12 protein-coding genes are annotated in these 16,209 nt (G+C 75.1%); 4 read left to right on the forward strand and 8 right to left on the reverse strand.

What is annotated here, in order from left to right:
• The 6 genes from ACI794_RS05510 to ACI794_RS05535 all read right to left on the reverse strand — a co-directional run bounded on the left by ACI794_RS05510 (position 1) and on the right by ACI794_RS05535 (position 8,055).
• Positions 1 to 1,074 (reverse strand): inositol monophosphatase family protein, encoded by a 1,074-nt coding sequence (locus tag ACI794_RS05510; RefSeq protein ID WP_456615818.1) that lies wholly within the window; start codon positions 1,072 to 1,074, stop codon positions 1 to 3.
• Positions 1,067 to 3,889: a phosphoenolpyruvate carboxylase gene (gene ppc / locus ACI794_RS05515; protein WP_456615819.1), complete on the reverse strand. Its 2,823-nt coding sequence runs from the start codon at positions 3,887 to 3,889 to the stop codon at positions 1,067 to 1,069. The genes ACI794_RS05510 and ppc overlap by 8 nt, the downstream gene beginning before the upstream one ends.
• A gap of 106 nt (positions 3,890 to 3,995) precedes the next feature.
• Positions 3,996 to 4,853: a tetratricopeptide repeat protein gene (locus ACI794_RS05520; protein WP_456601055.1), complete on the reverse strand. Its 858-nt coding sequence runs from the start codon at positions 4,851 to 4,853 to the stop codon at positions 3,996 to 3,998.
• 94 nt (positions 4,854 to 4,947) lie between these two features.
• Positions 4,948 to 5,928 (reverse strand): TIGR03557 family F420-dependent LLM class oxidoreductase, encoded by a 981-nt coding sequence (locus tag ACI794_RS05525; protein WP_456601056.1) that lies wholly within the window; start codon positions 5,926 to 5,928, stop codon positions 4,948 to 4,950.
• 37 nt (positions 5,929 to 5,965) lie between these two features.
• Positions 5,966 to 7,150: an ABC transporter permease gene (locus ACI794_RS05530; protein ID WP_456615820.1), complete on the reverse strand. Its 1,185-nt coding sequence runs from the start codon at positions 7,148 to 7,150 to the stop codon at positions 5,966 to 5,968.
• Positions 7,147 to 8,055: an ABC transporter ATP-binding protein gene (locus ACI794_RS05535; RefSeq protein ID WP_456601058.1), complete on the reverse strand. Its 909-nt coding sequence runs from the start codon at positions 8,053 to 8,055 to the stop codon at positions 7,147 to 7,149. Before ACI794_RS05535 ends, ACI794_RS05530 begins: the two co-directional genes overlap by 4 nt.
• 139 nt (positions 8,056 to 8,194) lie before the next feature.
• Here ACI794_RS05535 and ACI794_RS05540 point away from each other — a divergent pair, with 139 nt between their 5' ends.
• Positions 8,195 to 8,863 carry a UdgX family uracil-DNA binding protein gene (locus ACI794_RS05540; RefSeq protein ID WP_456601059.1) on the forward strand — a complete coding sequence of 223 codons (669 nt, stop codon included), beginning with the start codon at positions 8,195 to 8,197 and terminating at the stop codon, positions 8,861 to 8,863.
• 113 nt (positions 8,864 to 8,976) lie between these two features.
• On the opposite strand, the gene ACI794_RS05545 is transcribed toward ACI794_RS05540, so the two are convergent.
• Positions 8,977 to 10,302 (reverse strand): MFS transporter, encoded by a 1,326-nt coding sequence (locus tag ACI794_RS05545; RefSeq protein WP_456615821.1) that lies wholly within the window; start codon positions 10,300 to 10,302, stop codon positions 8,977 to 8,979.
• Positions 10,299 to 10,946, reverse strand: a complete 648-nt coding sequence (pdxH, locus tag ACI794_RS05550) for a pyridoxamine 5'-phosphate oxidase (protein ID WP_456601061.1) — start codon at positions 10,944 to 10,946, stop codon at positions 10,299 to 10,301. Before pdxH ends, ACI794_RS05545 begins: the two co-directional genes overlap by 4 nt.
• A gap of 154 nt (positions 10,947 to 11,100) precedes the next feature.
• Here pdxH and ACI794_RS05555 point away from each other — a divergent pair, with 154 nt between their 5' ends.
• From ACI794_RS05555 to ACI794_RS05565, 3 genes are all read left to right on the forward strand, one after another.
• The gene (locus tag ACI794_RS05555) at positions 11,101 to 12,222 is read left to right on the forward strand and encodes a citrate synthase 2 (RefSeq protein ID WP_456579476.1); all 1,122 of its coding nucleotides are present in this window, start codon (positions 11,101 to 11,103) and stop codon (positions 12,220 to 12,222) included.
• A gap of 92 nt (positions 12,223 to 12,314) precedes the next feature.
• Positions 12,315 to 13,427 (forward strand): phosphoserine transaminase, encoded by a 1,113-nt coding sequence (gene serC, locus ACI794_RS05560; protein ID WP_456615822.1) that lies wholly within the window; start codon positions 12,315 to 12,317, stop codon positions 13,425 to 13,427.
• 74 nt (positions 13,428 to 13,501) lie between these two features.
• Positions 13,502 to 16,195, forward strand: coding sequence for an ATP-binding protein (locus ACI794_RS05565; RefSeq protein ID WP_456615823.1), 2,694 nt, complete (start codon positions 13,502 to 13,504; stop codon positions 16,193 to 16,195).
• The last annotated feature ends 14 nt before the right edge of the window (positions 16,196 to 16,209 follow it).

The raw sequence follows: 16,209 nt of genomic DNA on the forward strand, positions 1-16,209 counted from the left end.
TCAGCGCAGCGCGGCCAGCAGCTCCCGCGCCGCCGCCTCGTCGGCGGCGGCCACGAAGCGGATCAGCGCGCCGGTGTCGGGCAGCAGCCGGAGCGGCTCCCCGCGGTCGGTGAGGACCGCGCCCCCGGCCGCCAGCAGCACCGCCAGCCCGCCGGCGACGTCGTGCACGTGGGTGCCGCCGCGGTCGAGGTCGTGCCAGGCCGCCGCCGCACCGTCGGCGACCAGGCAGAGGTCGACGGCGGTGCAGCCGGTGATCCGCACCCGGCGGGCCGTCGCGGGCACCGCCACCGCCCCGCCCCGCGGCCCGCTGGGGACGACGACGGTGCCGCCGGCCCGGGTGTGCACCGGCACCCCGTCGCGCACCGCGCCGTGCCCCTCGACCGCGGCCCACCGCCGCCCCGAGGAGAGGTCGGCGACCAGCCCGGCCACCGGCCGGCCCTCGTGCACCAGCGCGGCGGAGAACGCCCACGGCGGCAGGCCGGCGGCGAAGTTCCCCGTGCCGTCGAGCGGGTCGAGCACGACCCAGGGCCGCCCGGCGGCGACCACGGTGTCGCGGCTCTCCTCGCTGAGCACCGGCACGCCCAGGTTCCCCAGGACGGCGGCGGCAGCAGCGTGGGCGGCGTCGTCGGCGGCGACCGCGGGGCTGCCGTCGTGCTTGGTCCGCGCCTCCCCGGTGCCGTGGGCGAGCGCGACCGCGGTCTCCACACGGGTGGCCGCCAGCGCGGCCAGGTGGGCGAAGCGCAGCGGGAGGGGCGCGTCGGCGGGGGGCGCCGGCACCTCGACGGACCGGCCGGTCGCGAGGTGCCGCACCCGGTCGCAGCCCCACGCGGCCGCGGCGGCGAGCACGACCGGGTGGTCCAGCGGCACCCCCGCCCGGCGGATGACCACGGCGACCGCGGTGGCGTCCTCGGTCCACTGCCGGCGGACCAGCGCCACCTGGCCCTCGTCGCCGACCAGCACCCGCGCCCAGGGGTCGAGCACCGCCGGGGCCAGCGCGGCCGGCGACAGCCCCAGCGCCTCCGCCGCGGCCGGGAGGTCGCAGCGGGTCGCGGTGCGCAGCCCCGGCTCAGCCACTGTTGCGCAGCGCGGTCGCGATGCCGTTGATGGTCAGCTGGATGTTGCGGCTGGTGAGCTCGTCGTCCTCCCCGCCGCGCCGCCGCCGCAGCATCTCGACCTGCAGGTGGTGCAGCGGCTCGAGGTAGGGGAACCGGTTGCGGATCGAGCGGGCCAGCGACGGGTTGTCGGCCAGCAGGTCGTCGTCGCCGGTGACCGCCAGCGCCATCCGGCAGGTGCGCTCGTGCTCGGCGACGATCGTGTCGAAGACCCGGGAGCGCAGCTCCTCGTCCGGCACGAGCTCGGCGTAGCGGGCCGCGAGCCCGAGGTCGGTCTTGGCCAGCACCATGCCCATGTTGGACAGCACCGTGCGGAAGAACGGCCACCGCCGGTGCAGCTCGCGCAGGCGCTCCAGCCGCTCCGCGGAGTCCCCGACCCACTCCTCGAGCGCGGAGCCGGTGCCGTACCAGCCGGGCAGCATGATCCGCGTCTGCGACCAGCTGAACACCCACGGGATCGCCCGGAGGTCGGCGATGGAGTCCCCGGCCTTCCGCGAGGGCGGGCGGCTGCCGATGTTGAGCTCGGCCAGCTCGCCGATCGGCGTGGCCGCGCGGAACCACTGCACGAACCCGGGGGTGTCGTGCACCAGCTCCCGGTACGCGCGCTGAGCGCGGGCGGCGAGGTCGTCGAGCAGGGCGTAGGCCTCCTCCGCGTCGGCGCCGAGCCCCTCGACGTCGAGCAGCGTCGACTCCAGGGTGGCGGCGACGAGCGCCTCGAGGTTCCGCCGGGCGAGGTCGGGGTCGGCGTACTTGGCGGCGATCACCTCCCCCTGCTCGGTGACCCGCAGCGCGCCGGCCACCGCGCCCGGCGGCTGGGCGCGGATCGCCTCGTAGCTGGGCCCGCCGCCGCGGCCCACGGTGCCGCCGCGGCCGTGGAAGAGCCGCAGCCGGATGCCCTCGCGGCGGGCGAGCTCGACCAGGTCCAGCTCGGCCCGGTAGAGCGCCCAGTTGGCGGCGAGGTAGCCGCCGTCCTTGTTGCTGTCGGAGTAGCCGAGCATGACCTCCTGCACGTCGCCGCGGTTGGCCAGGAGCCGGCGGTACAGGGGCTGGCCGAGCACGGCGCCGAGGGTGGTGGCGGCGGCCTGCAGGTCGTCGATCGTCTCGAACAGCGGTGAGATGCCCACCGGGCAGGTGGGACCGGGGTGGGTCTGGGACGACGAAGCGCCGGCCGGGTCGAGCAGGCCGACCTCCTTGAGCAGGACGGCGACCTCGAGGACGTCGCTCACCGACTCGCACATGCTGATCACGTAGTTCGGGATCGTCCGCGGCCCCAGCAGCTCCACCCGCTCGGCCGCAGCGAGCAGGACGTCGAGCTCCTTCCGGGTCTCCTCCGACAGCTCGGCGCCGGGCCGGACCAGCGGCCGGCGCAGGGCCAGCTCGCCGGCCAGCAGCTCCACCCGCGCGGCCTCGTCGAGCCCGGCGTAGTCGTCGCACACCCCGGCCCAGGCGAGCAGCTCCGCGACCACCTGCTCGTGCACCGACGAGTTCTGCCTCAGGTCCAGCCCGCACAGGTGGAAGCCGAACACCTCGACCGACTCCCGCAGGCGCAGCAGGCGGTCGTCGGCGAGGGCCCCGGCCCCGTGGCTGCGCAGCGAGGCGTCGACGACGTCCAGATCGGCGCGCAGCTCGTCGGGACCGTCGTACGGGGGCAGCGGCGGCAGCGCCCCGGGGTCCCCCGGCTCCGCCCCCGGCACCCGTGCGGCGGTGGCCGCCAGCCGCGCGGAGATGCCGGTGAGCGCCCGCCGGTAGGGCTCGTCGGCGCGGAACGGGGAGTCGTCCCGCGAGGCCTCGGCGAGGTGGTAGAGCTCGGGCGTCGGCGTGACCAGCCGGTCGGACATCGACAGCTCGTCGCGGAGCGCCGCGAGCTCGGCCAGGTGGTGCGTCAGGGCCGTCGCGGCCTGCCGGGAGGTGGCCCGGCGCAGCGCCTCGGCGGTGACGAAGGGGTTGCCGTCGCGGTCGCCGCCGATCCACGAGCCAGGCAGCAGCATCGGCCGGCGCAGCACCCCGGCCCCGGGCCAGCGCTGCTCGACCGCGCGGCGCACCTCGGCGTTGATCGCCGGTACCACCTCGAACAGCGAGAGCTCGTAGTAGCGCAGCGCCTCGTCGATCTCGTCGGTCAGCCGCAGCCGGGAGAGCCGCAGCAGCGCCGTCTGCCACAGCGTCAGCACCGAGCGCCAGAGCCGGGCCGACCACTGCGGGTCCACGTCGCCGTCAGCGGCGCGGTCGCGCTGCCGGATCAGCTCGGTGACCTGCCGCTGCACCTGGAAGACGGTCTTGCGGCGCACCTCGGTGGGGTGGGCGGTGACGACCGGGCAGACCAGGGCGCCGGCGAGCTCGCGGGCGACCGTGTCCTCGCGGACGCCCGCCTCGTCCAGCAGCGCGAACGCCGCCGCCAGGCTGCCCTGCTGCGGTGGGGACCCCGCGCGCCGGTGGTGCCGCCGGCGGCGCTCGTGGTGGATGTCCTCGGCGAGGTTGGCCAGCAGCGAGAAGTGGCTGAAAGCGCGGATGACGTGGTTGGCCGAGCGGACGTCGAGCCCGGCGAGCCGGTCGGCGAGCTCGGCGCGGTCCACCTCCGAGCGGCGGATGCGGAACGCCTCGACGCGGGTGGACTCGACCAGCTCCAGCACGTCGGGCCCGGCCTGCTCGCCGATCACCTCGCCGAGGACGCGCCCCAGGAGGCGGATGTCCTCCCGCAGCGGTTCGTCGTCCGCCCGGTCAGCGGCACCAGGCGCACCGTGGCGGCGGAGATCGGCGACGTCGACAGTGGCTTCGCTCACACCGCGATTATCGGGGATGCAGGTGACGCATTCGTGTCGCCCCCGATACAGGCCCCGTCCAGCGGCTCACCCCGAGCCCGCGAGGGATGAGGAGGACGGGGTCCTCTCAGTGCTCGAGCTCCCAGAGGCACTGCGCCGCGAGCTGGTCGCCGGCCGCCGCGCCCAGGCGGAACTGCTCGACCGCCCCCTCGAGGTCGCCGCGGTCGGCCAGCAGCACGCCGAGGTTCTGGTGGCAGTAGGGGTCACCGGCGGCGATGCCGCTGCGGTAGGCCTCCTCGGCCGCCTCCTCGTCGCCGAGCTCCTCGCGGTAGAGGTTGCCCAGCGGCAGCCAGGCCACCTGCTCGCCGAGCTTGGCGCCACGCTCGAGCACCGAGCGGGCCTCTGCCGCGCGGCCGGTCTCGCGCAGGAGGTGCGCGAGGTCGGCGCGGGCGGCCGGGAAGTGGTGCTGGCCGGCGCGGAGGTCCTCCTCCAGGGCCGGGTCCAGCGACGAGCACCAGCGCCAGCAGGCGACGACGGCCGCCGCCTCCTCGTCGCCGGCGGCGGCGAACTCCTCGGCCACCGCCATGGCCTGCTCGCGCTCACCCTGCTCGCGGAGCAGGAAGGCCAGCTGCAGCCCGCCCTCCAGGTCGCCCGCGGCCGCGGCGCCCCGGTAGGCGCGCATGGCTCCGGCGAGGTCGCCGAGGTCCTCCAGCACCAGGCCGAGGTTGCGCCAGGCGTCGGCCTCTCCGCCGCGCAGTGCGACCTCGTAGGCGTCGACCGCCTCCTCCCAGCGGCTCTGCGCGGCGAGGGAGTTGCCGAGGTTGAACGCGGCGACCGAGTCACCCAGGTCGAACGCGCGGCGGAAGCAGGCCTCGGCGTCGGTCTGCCGGCCGGCGTCGGCCAGGTCGCAGCCGAGGTCGATCAGCGCGTCGGCGTCGTCGGAGGCGAGCAGCCGCCGCAGCCGCCCGTCCAGGTCCTCGGTCATGCCGCCGATGATCGCGGCGAGGGGGCGCGCGGCGCGCCCCCTCGCGGTCGGACCTCACCCCAAGGGAGCGGCCCGCGGCGGCGGGATCACCCGATCAGCTGCCGAAGGCCTCGCGCCAGGCCGGCATCAGCGAGCTGCGCACCCAGTCGAGGTAGGGCTCCTGCTGGTCCCCGCCGATCTGCACCAGGGCCAGGTGGGTGAACCCCGCCTCGGCGTACTCCCCGGCGGCCTCGATGACCGCCTCGACGTCGTCGCCGCAGGGGATCGACCCGGCGACGTCGTCCGGCGTGACGAACTGGGACGCGCCCTCGAAGGCCGCCGGACCGGGCAGCTCGGCGTTGACCTTCCAGCCCAGGCCGAACCAGCGGAAGAGGCTGTGCGCCCGCTGCACCGCGGCCTCCTCGTCGGCGCCGAAGCTGATCGGCATCTGCGCGATCTTGGACTTGCCGGCACCGCCGGCGCCCTCGAACTCCTCGACGAGCTCGCTCAGGGGGTCGGTCGCGATCAGGACGTCGGCCAGCTCACCGGCGATCCTGGCCGCCTGCTTCCCGCCGGCGGCGAACCCGATGGGCACCCGCTTCTCCGGGAGGTCCCAGAGCTTCGCGGACTCGACGTCGAAGTGCTCGCCGCGGAAGTTGGTGTACCCCTTGCCGTCGAACAGGTCGCGGATGATCTCCAGGGCCTCGACGATCCGCTCGTGCCGCACGTCGGCCCCGGGCCACCCGCCGCCGACGACGTGCTCGTTGAGGTTCTCCCCCGCGCCGAGGCCCAGGGTGAAGCGCCCCTCGGAGAGGATCTGCAGGGTCGCGGCCTGCTGCGCCACGACCGCCGGGTGGTAGCGGAACGTGGGGCAGGTCACGTAGGTCATCAGGGGGATGCGGCTGGTGGCCTGCGCCGCAGCGCCCAGGGTCACCCAGGCGTTGGGCGAGTGACCCATCTCGTCCAGCCACGGGAAGTAGTGGTCGCTGCTGACGGCGAAGTCGAAGCCCACCTCCTCGGCACCGACCACGTGGCGGACGAGGTCCCTCGGCCCGGCCTGCTCGGTCATCATCGTGTAGCCCAGCTGCATCGCCATGCCGCCCGGCTACCCGGCCCGCCCCGGCGGCCAATCCTCAGACGCGCTCGGCGCGCAGCGCCTCCCGGACCTTGATCTTCCCGCTGGTGCGCAGCAGCGCCCCGGCGTAGACCCGGCCGCCGAGCCGGACGATCAGCGCGATGGCGGCCAGCATCAGCGCCACGGCCAGCCCGACCTCCCAGGCAGCGACGTCGCCGGCGGCCTGCCGCACCGGCATGACCAGCGGTGAGAGCCCCGGCACGTACGACGTCACCCGGGCCAGGCCGCCGGAGGGGTCGGAGGCGGCCTGGATGCCGACGAAGAAGGCGACGATCAGGACCATGGACGTCGGCATGAGCACCGTGGCGAGGTCCTCCTGGCGGCTCACCAGCGAGGCCGCCACCGCGAAGACCGCGGCGTAGAAGGCGTAGCCGAGCAGGAACCAGGCGATCACCGTGAGCACGGTGCCGATCAGCTCCCCGGGCACCTCGACCACGTCGAAGGCGAGGACCCCCACGACGCCGACGACGCCGATCAGCACCATCTGGCCCAGCGCCAGCACCCCCAGGCCGAGGATCTTGCCGGCGAGCAACTGCCACGGGCGCATGGTCGCCAGCAGCAGCTCGACGACCCGGCTTGCCTTCTCCTCGACCACGCCCTGCGCGATGAACTGGCCGAACAGGATCAGCAGGCTGTAGAGCAGGACGACACCGATGATCGCCGTGACGACCCGCTGGCCGTCGGCCGCGGCGCCGCTCTCCAGCGGGGTGACCTCGACCTCGGGCACGTCCAGGCCGGTGAGGCCGGCCTCGGCGAGCTGCTCGGCGACGGCGAGCTGGCCGACCGCGCCCTGCACGACCGCCTGCAGGGCCCCACCGGCGGACTCGCGCACCAGCAGCTCCGGGCCGGCGCCGGCCAGCAGGGCGCCGTCGACCTCCTCGGCGTCCACCGCGGCGCGGGCGGCGGCCTCGTCGTCGAGCTCGACCACGGTGACGTCGACGTCCAACGCCTCCCCCTGGGCCTCGAGAGAGGCGGTCACGGCGGGGGCGCCGCCCACGACGCCGACCCGCGTCTCGTCGCCGCCGGAGCTGACGACCACCTGGAAGGCCATCGCACCGACGATGGCGACCAGGATGACGATCGAGCTGATGATGAAGCTCTTGTCCCGGATCCGGGTGGAGAGCTCGCGCGCAGCGACCAGCCGGACCTTGGCGGTGCTGCTCAGGGTGCTCGGCGCGGTCACGCGGCCACCTCCTGCGGCTGGGCGACGGCTTCGCGGAACAGCTCCACGAGGGTGGGCTCGCGCCAGGCGAAGTGGGTGACCCGCCCGGTGCGGACGGCGGTCGCGAGGACGGCCTGGTCGTCGCCGCCGGCGCCGAGGTCGAGCAGCGTGTCACCGGCGGACTCCGAGACCACGCGGACGCCGGGCAGCGCGTCGGCCCAGCCCCGCGGCGCGTCGGGGACGACGACCCGGAGCAACCGGCCCGCCTCGCGCCGGCGCAGCTCGTCGACGGTGCCGGTGGCGACCATGCGGCCGCGGGCGAGGATGCCGACCGAGTCGCACAGCCGCTCGACGAGGTCCAGCTGGTGGCTGGAGAAGACGACGGGGACGCCGGTGCGCACCTGCTCCAGCAGCGCCTCGGCCAGGGAGTCGACGCCGACCGGGTCGAGGCCGGAGAACGGCTCGTCGAGGATGAGCACCTCGGGCCGGCTCACCAGGGCGGCGGCGAGCTGCACCCGCTGCTGGTTGCCCAGCGACAGCTTCTCCACCGGGTCGCCGCGGCGGTCACCGAGGCCGAGCCGGCCCACCCACTCCTCCGACGCCCTGGCCGCGGCGGCGGCGTCCATGCCGTGCAGCCGGGCGAAGTAGGTGACCTGCTCGCCGACCTTCATCTTCGGGTAGAGCCCGCGCTCCTCCGGCATGTAACCGATGCGGCTGCGGGCGGCCTCGTCCAGCGGGCGGCCCTGCCAGCGCACCTCGCCCGCGTCGGGCCTGACCAGCCCCATGGCGATCCGCATCGTCGTCGTCTTCCCCGCCCCGTTGGAGCCGCAGAAGCCGAACATCGACCCCGGCGCCACCGCGAAGCCCACGCCGTCGAGGACGCGGAGGTCGCCGAAGCTCTTCTGCAGCCCGTCGAACTCGAGCACCTGTCTCCTCCTGCTGCCGGCACCACCGCCGGAAACCGTAGCGGTGCTCACGATCACCGCGGGCCGACCGACCCGCCCCGGGGTGGTGACCCCGACTGTTCACCTCGCGACCGCCGCGCCGGTGCGGTCTCATCGGCCCATGAGCGAGCGCGACGGCGTGGCCCAGCCGCCCTCCGGGGTGGGCCTGGAGCAGCTGCGGTCGGCAGCGGCCGGGTGCACGGCCTGCGAGCTGTGGCAGGACACCACCCAGACGGTGTTCGGCGAGGGGCCCGAGACCGCCCGGGTGGTCCTCGTGGGCGAGCAGCCGGGCGACCAGGAGGACCGGAAGGGCGAGCCCTTCGTCGGTCCGGCCGGCCGGCTGCTGGACAAGGCCCTGGCCGACGCCGGCATCGACCGGCGGGACAGCTACGTCACCAACTCGGTGAAGCACTTCTCGCACACGGTGAAGGGCAAGCGGCGGATCCACCAGACGCCGCGGCCGGAGCACCTGCGCGCGTGCCGGCCGTGGCTCGACGCGGAGCTCGCCATCCTGCAGCCCGACGTGGTGGTGGCGCTCGGCGCGACGGCGGCCAAGGGGCTGATCTCCCCGTCGTTCCGCATCACCCGCGACCACGGGCAGCTGCTGCCCTGGACGCCGCCGGGCGCGCCGGCGCCGACCGAGGACGACGACGAGGACGCGCCGCACCAGACGTGGATCCTCGCGACCACGCACCCGTCGGCGATCCTGCGCACCCCCGGCGAGGCCCGCGCCGCCGCCTACGACGCCCTGGTCGCCGACCTGCGCACGGTCGCCGCCACACTGGCCTGATCCCACTCTCCGGGAGTACCGGTGAGTAGGAACGGCAGGTGCCGGTTATGCCCTCCCGGCGTCCGGCCGGCCTCGCCACTCTCGGGGGCGGGCGAGCCCGGCCGGACCTTCCGTCAGCCGGTGCGGTCGACGGTCGAGCGGGAGGCCCGGAACAGCCAGAACGAGGGCACCAGCAGCGCGACGGCGACCATCGCGAGCACCACGACGACGCCGCCGGACACCATCGCGAACGAGACGCCCGCAGCGCTGGCCAGCGCACCGGCGCGCAGGTCGCCCAGCCGCGGGCCCCCCGTGACCACGACGATGAAGACGCCCTGCATCCGGCCGCGCATCTCCTCCGGGGCCGCCGTCTGAAGCATCGCGCTGCGCAGCACCGCGCTCACCATGTCCCCCGCCCCCGCGACGGCCAGGCACAGCACCGCCAGCCACAGCGTCGGGGCGTAGCCGAAGCCGATGATCGCCACGCCCCACACCGCGATCGAGACGATCACGACCGCGCCCTGCCGGTCGACCTTCGACACCCAGCCCGAGGTCAGCCCCATGACCAGCGCGCCGATCGAGATCCCCGCGAACAGCCAGCCCAGGCTGTTGGGCGAGTCGGCGTACCGGGTCTCGGACAGCTCGGGGAACACCGCCTGGGGCCAGGCGAACAGCATCGCGATGACGTCGACGACGAACGTCATGAGCAGCACGGGCTGGGTGCGCAGGAACGCGAAGCCCTCCCAGACCCCGTGCACGGCTGCACCCAGCCGCAGTTTCCCGGCGTCCCGGCCCGGAGGCAGCGGCGGCAGCCCGCGGAGCAGCACGGCGGCGACCACGAAACCGACGGCGTCGATGGCGTAGGCGGTGAACAGGGACCCGAGGCCGATCAGCAGCCCCGCGAGGAGCGGGCCCACGATCACGCCGATCTGCCGGACGGTCATGGCGAGCGCGTTCGCGGCGGGCACGCCGGCCGTGCCCACGAGCGCCGGGATGACGGCGTAGCGGGTCGGTGAGTTGACGGCGGTGAAGGCGGAGACCGCCGCGGTGAGGATCCACAGGAGGACGAGGTTCCCCCCACCCGGGAGCAGCGCCTGCGCCGCGAGCAGCGCGCTGGTCACCGCCGCGCCGACCGAGGTGATCACCAGCAGCCGCCGGCGGTCCATGGCGTCCGCGATCGCGCCGCCGAGGAGCCCGAAGACGACCAGCGGGACGAGCGCGACGATCGACGTCACGCCGACCATGAACGACGAGCCGGTCAGCAGGTAGACCTGGAAGGGGACGGCCACCAGCGTCATCTGCTGGCCGATCGTGGTGGTGGCGATGCCCCAGAAGAGCCGCCGGAAGCGCGGGTCCCGCAGCGGCGTGGTGTCGATCGCCCAGCCCCGCCGGCGCACCCGCTCCGGGACGGGCTCCTCGACCGGCGCACCGCCCTCGACCGGGTCGACCGGCTGGCTCACGGCGCGAGCCGCTGCACGATCCAGCCCCCGCCCTCGGCCGAGTCGCGCACGAACCGCAGCCGGTCGTGCAACCGGTCCGCGCCGCCCTGCCAGAACTCCACCCGGTCGGGCACCACCCGGTAGCCACCCCAGACCTCGGGCCGGGGCAGCTTCCCCTCCGGCGTCTGCTCGTCCAGCAGCCGCACGCGCGCCTCGAGCTCCTCCCGGGAGTCGACGACGGTCGACTGCACCGAAGCGACGGCGGCCAGCTGCGACCCGCGCGGCCGGGGGTCCCACAGCCCGTCGGAGGCGGCGTCGCCGATCCGCTCCACCCGCCCGCCCACCCGCACCTGCCGCTGCAGCGCGTGCCAGGGGAAGACGAGCGCGGCCCGCGGATTCACCGCCAGCTGCGCACCCTTGGCCGAGGCGTAGCTGGTGCCGAAGACGATGCCGTCGGTGTCGTAGCCCTTCATCAGCACGATCCGGGCGTCCGGGGCGCCGTCGGCGTCGGCGGTCGCCACGACGACGGCGTTGGGCTCGGGGAGCTCTGCGGCGACCGCGTCGGCGAACCAGCGGTCGAACTGCTCGACCCACGTGGGGGCGAGCTCCTCCTCGCGCAGCCGCCCCAGCGTGTAGTCGTTCCGCATGCGGGTCAGGTCGGGCACGCCGTCATGCTGACACCGGGCGCGCGCGGCGGCTCGGGAGGGCGCTCGCACCGCCCCCCGTGTGCCGGCGCGGGGTGGACGGCCTAGGGTCGGCAGGCAATCCGTGCGCCAGTTCCCTGCGCGCACGTGGTCCGCGCGCAGAGGAGCATGCGAGATGGCCGACGACTTCGTACCCGGCCTGGAAGGCGTCATCGCCTTCGAGACCGAGATCGCCGAACCGGACAAGGACGGCGGTGCACTGCGCTACCGCGGCGTCGACATCGAGGACCTGGTCGGCAAGGTCACCTTCGGCAACGTCTGGGCGCTGCTGGTCGACGGCAAGTTCGGCCCCGGGCTGCCGCCGGCCGAGCCGTTCCCCATCCCGGTGCACAGCGGCGACGTGCGCGTCGACGTGCAGGCCGCCCTGGCGATGCTGGCCCCCTTCTGGGGCTATCGCCCGCTGCTCGACATCAGCGCCGACGAGGCGCGCGACCAGCTGGCTCGCGCCGCGGTGATGGCGCTGTCCTACGTCGCCCAGTCCGCCCGCGGCATCGGCGTCCCCGCCGTCCCGCAGAGCCGCATCGACGAGGCCGCGACGATCGTCGAGCGCTTCATGGTCCGCTGGCGCGGCGAGCCCGACCCCCGCCACGTGGCCGCGGTCGACGCCTACTGGACCTCCGCCGCCGAGCACGGCATGAACGCCTCGACGTTCACCGCCCGCGTCATCGCCTCCACCGGCGCCGACGTCGCCGCCGCCATGTCCGGCGCGATCGGCGCGATGTCCGGCCCGCTGCACGGCGGCGCCCCCTCCCGGGTGCTGCACATGCTCGACGACGTCGAGAAGACCGGCGACGCCGAGAAGTACGTGAAGGACCTGCTCGACCGCAAGGAGCGGTTGATGGGCTTCGGCCACCGGGTCTACCGCGCCGAGGACCCGCGCGCCCGCGTGCTGCGCCGGTCGGCGCAGGAGCTCGGCGCCCCGCGTTTCGAGGCCGCCCTGGCCCTGGAGAACGCCGCCCTCAAGGAGTTGCGCGAGCGGCGCCCCGACCGGCCGGTCGAGACCAACGTGGAGTTCTGGGCGGCGATCGTCCTCGACTTCGCCGAGGTGCCCAGCCACATGTTCACCTCGATGTTCACCTGCGCCCGCACCGCCGGCTGGTGCGCGCACATCCTCGAGCAGAAGAACACCGGCCGTCTCGTGCGCCCGTCGGCCCGCTACATCGGGCCCGAGCCCCGCAAGCCCGAGGCCGTCGAGGGCTGGGACACCATCAACCACCAGGCCGCCCAGCCGGCCTGACGAAGGACCACCCTTCCCCCCACGCCTCGCGAGCTCGGCGTGGGGGGAAGGGTGGATGTTCCAGCACGTCACCTCGAGAGGCTTCGCCCGGCATGACCGTCACCATCCCCGCCGCGCTGCTGCCGGCCGACGGCCGGTTCGGGTGCGGGCCGTCCAAGGTGCGCCCCGAGGCGTTGCGCGCCCTGGCCGGCGCGGGGGCGGCGGTCATGGGCACCTCGCACCGCCAGGCCCCGGTGCGGGCCCTGGTCCGCCGGATCCGGGAGGGGCTCACCCAGCTGTTCGACCTCCCGGACGGCTACGAGGTGGTGCTCGGCAACGGCGGGACCACCGCCTTCTGGGACGCCGCGCTGTTCGGGCTGATCCGCGACCGCGCCGCTTTCGGCACCTACGGCGAGTTCTCCGCGAAGTTCGCCGCCGCGGCGGCGGAGGCGCCCTTCCTCGGCGACCCGGTCGTCGTCACCGCCCCGCCCGGTTCCCTGGCGGTGCCGGCCGCGACCCCGGGCGTCGACGCCTACGCGTGGGCGCACAACGAGACCTCGACCGGCGTCATGGCCCCGATCTCCCGGCCCAGCGGCACCGAGGACGCCCTCGTGCTCGTCGACGCCACCTCCGGCGCCGGCGGCCTGCCCGTCGACGTCTCGCAGACCGACGTCTACTACTTCGCCCCGCAGAAGTCCTTCGCCGCCGACGGCGGGCTGTGGGTGGCGCTGATGTCGGCCGACGCACTGCAGCGGATCGCCCAGATCAAGGCGTCGGGCCGCTGGGTGCCCGGCTTCCTCGACCTCTCCGTCGCCGTCGAGAACTCCGCGAAGGACCAGACCTACAACACCCCGGCCGTCGCCACGCTGTTCCTGCTCGCCGACCAGATCGACTGGATGCTCTCCCTGGGTGGCCTGACCGGCACCGTCGAGCGCACCCGCGAGTCCTCGTCGCGGCTCTACGGCTGGGCGGAGCGGTCGGCGTACGCCGCGCCGTTCGTCACCGAGCGCGACCACCGCAGCTACGTCGTGGGCACCGTCGACTTCGCCGGCTCCGTCGACGCCGCGGCGCTGGCCGCGACACTGCGCGCCAACGGCATCGTCGACGTGGAGCCCTACCGCAAGCTCGGCCGCAACCAGCTGCGGGTCGGCATGTTCCCCGCCGTCCACCCGGACGACGTGCAGGCGCTGACGGCGTGCATCGACTACGTCGTGGAGCGCCTGTAAGGGCGGCGGGAGCCGGCCCCCGCGGGGCCGGAGCCGGTCGGGCAGCCGACCGGGGGGTCGTGCAGGGTTTCTCGGTGGAGGTGGGTGTGGGACCCGGTGTGCCCGCGGGCGCCGACGGTGGTGAGCTCTTCGCCGCCGGGGGCGAGGCCGCGCGGCTGATGGCGGCCTTCGACTGGTCCGCGACCTCGGTGGGCCCCGTCGAGACGTGGCCGGTGAGCCTTCGCATGGCCGTCCGCACGGTGCTGGTCTCGCGGTTCCCGATGATCGTCTGCTGGGGCCCCGACCTGCTGCAGTTCTACAACGACGCCTACGCCCCGGTGCTCGGCGCGAAGCACCCGGCGATCGGCAAGGACATCCGGCTCACCCAGCCCGAGACGTGGGACGCCCTGCGGCCACCCATCGAGCACGCGATGAGCACCCTCGACGCGTCGTGGATGCCCGAGCTGCTGCTGCCGCTGGAGCGGGCCGGGTACCGGGAGGAGACCTACTTCACCGTCTCCCACGCACCGGCCTTCGACGACGACGGCCGGGTCGCCGGCATCCACGCCGTCTGCGCCGAGGTCACCCACGAGGTGCTCGGCCGCCGCCGCCAGCACCTGCTGCGCCAGCTCGCCGCCGTGGGCACGCAGCTGGGCGAGGAGGCCGAGGTGGTCGCCGCCATGTGCCGGACACTGACCCAGGACTGCCTGGACGTGCCCTTCGCCGCGGTGTACCTGGCCGAGCCCGGCGACGCGCGGTTCCGCCTGGTGTCCGCCGCCGGGTGCCCCGCCGACCTGCTGCCGGCCACCGCACCGCTGGACCCGGCGGGGTTCCCCGGCGACGTGGCCGCGCTCGGAGTCGTGGGCGGCCCGTTCGGCGATCCGGTCACCGATGCGGTGGTGCTGCCGCTGCCCACCGGCGGCGACGGCGGACCGCTCGGCCGGCTGGTGGTCGGCCGCAACCCGAACCGCGCACTGGACGCGGACTACACCTCCTTCCACGACGTGATGGCCGGGCAGTTCGCCGCCGCCGTCACGACCGTCCGGGCGTTCGAGAGCGAGCGGCGGCGGGCCGAGTCCCTCGCCGAGCTCGATCGCGCCAAGACGACGTTCTTTGCCGACGTCAGCCACGAGCTGCGCACGCCGCTCACCCTGCTGCTGGGCCCGCTCGTCGACGTGCTCGAAGACCCCGACGTCGCGCTCACCCCCGATGTGCGCGAGCTGGTCACCCTGGCCGTCCGCAACGGCCGGCGGCTGCGACGCCTGGTCGACGACCTCCTGGACTTCGCCGGCATCGAGGCCGGGCGGGCCACGCCGGTGCGGGTCGAGACCGACGTGGCCACCTTCACCGCCGAGCTCGCCGGCATCTTCCGGTCGGCCGCCGAGCGGGCCGGGCTGCGCCTCACCGTCGACTGCCCGCCCCTGGACCGCGCGGCCCACGTCGACCCCCGCATGTGGGAGAAGATCGTCGTCAACCTCCTCGCCAACGCGGTGAAGTACACCTTCGTGGGCGGGATCGACGTGGCCCTCCGCGGGACCGACGACCGCCTTGTGCTCACCGTCGCGGACACCGGCGTGGGCATCGTCGCCGAGGAGCTCCCCCGGCTGTTCCAGCGCTTCCACCGCGTCGCCGGGGCGGCCGCCCGGACGCGCGAGGGCACGGGGATCGGCCTGGCGCTGGTGCAGGAGCTCGCCGCGCTGCACGGCGGCACCGTCACGGTCACCAGCGAGCCGGGGCGCGGCAGCACCTTCACCGTCGCCCTGCCGTACGGCACCCCCGACGCCGCGACCGACGGCGACGCGGCCGCCCCCTCCGACGCCGCCCGCGGGGAGGCCGAGGGCTGGGAGCAGGCCGGCTCACGCCCGTCCGGGCGGCCCGACGGCTCCCCGGACGCGGCCGAGGTGCTCGTGGTCGACGACAACGCCGACATGCGCGGCTACCTCGCCCGGCTGCTGCGGCCCTTCTGGGCGGTGCGCACGGCGGCCGACGGCGAGGAGGCGCTCGCCGCGGTGGCCGAGCGGCGCCCGGCCCTCGTGCTGACCGACGTGATGATGCCCGGGGTGGACGGCTTCGAGCTGCTCCGGGCGCTGCGCGCCGACCCGGCCACCCGCCACCTCCCGGTGATCATGCTGACCGCGCGGGCCGGGCAGGAAGCCTCCGTCGAGGGGCTGGAGGCCGGCGCCGACGACTACCTGGCCAAGCCGTTCCGCGCCGCGGAGCTGCTCGCCCGGGTCCGGGTGGCGCTCGAGCGGGGAGCCGGGCGCGCCGTGGCCCCGGCAGGGCCCGGCGGGGTCGCCGAGCCACCCCCGCCGGCGACCTCCCCACTGCCCGCCCCGCTGGTCGCCACGGCGGTCGGGCGGCCGGGGCCGGTGCCCGCTCCCGAGCCCCGGCCCGGCACCCCGGACGGTGGGCACCGGGCGCACTGGCGGCTGCCGTCCGCGCTCTCGTCCATCCCCGTCGTGCGCCGCCGCCTCCGCAGCCTGCTGGCCGACGCCGGGGTCGGCGAGGAGCAGTCCTACGACCTCCTCCTGGCAGCGTGCGAGGCGGCCAGCAACGCGATCGAGCACGCCCAGCACCCGACCGAGCCGGTCATCGAGGTGACCGCGGTCGTCGAGGACAGCGTCGTGGAGATCACCGTCCGCGACCACGGCCAGTGGCGGGAGCGCGTCCCGAGCATGGACCGCGGCCGCGGCTCGACGATCATGAGCGCCGTCGCCGAGGTCACCGCCGTCCCGAGCCCCGAGGGGACGACGGTCCGGATCCGGTCGGCGCTGCGGCCGGCCGCCTGAGCCGCCGGCGCGGG

The sequence above is a fragment of the Blastococcus sp. SYSU DS0541 genome (assembly GCF_054050875.1).

Bases quoted from the DNA above. Each gene is read 5' to 3' on its own strand.
- ACI794_RS05520 (WP_456601055.1), bottom strand. From the start codon at position 4,853: ATGACCGAGGACCTGGACGGGCGGCTGCGGCGGCTGCTCGCCTCCGAC.
- ACI794_RS05525 (WP_456601056.1), bottom strand. From the start codon at position 5,928: ATGGCGATGCAGCTGGGCTACACGATGATGACCGAGCAGGCCGGGCCG.
- ACI794_RS05540 (WP_456601059.1), top strand. From the start codon at position 8,195: ATGAGCGAGCGCGACGGCGTGGCCCAGCCGCCCTCCGGGGTGGGCCTG.
- ACI794_RS05555 (WP_456579476.1), top strand. From the start codon at position 11,101: ATGGCCGACGACTTCGTACCCGGCCTGGAAGGCGTCATCGCCTTCGAG.
- serC (WP_456615822.1), top strand. From the start codon at position 12,315: ATGACCGTCACCATCCCCGCCGCGCTGCTGCCGGCCGACGGCCGGTTC.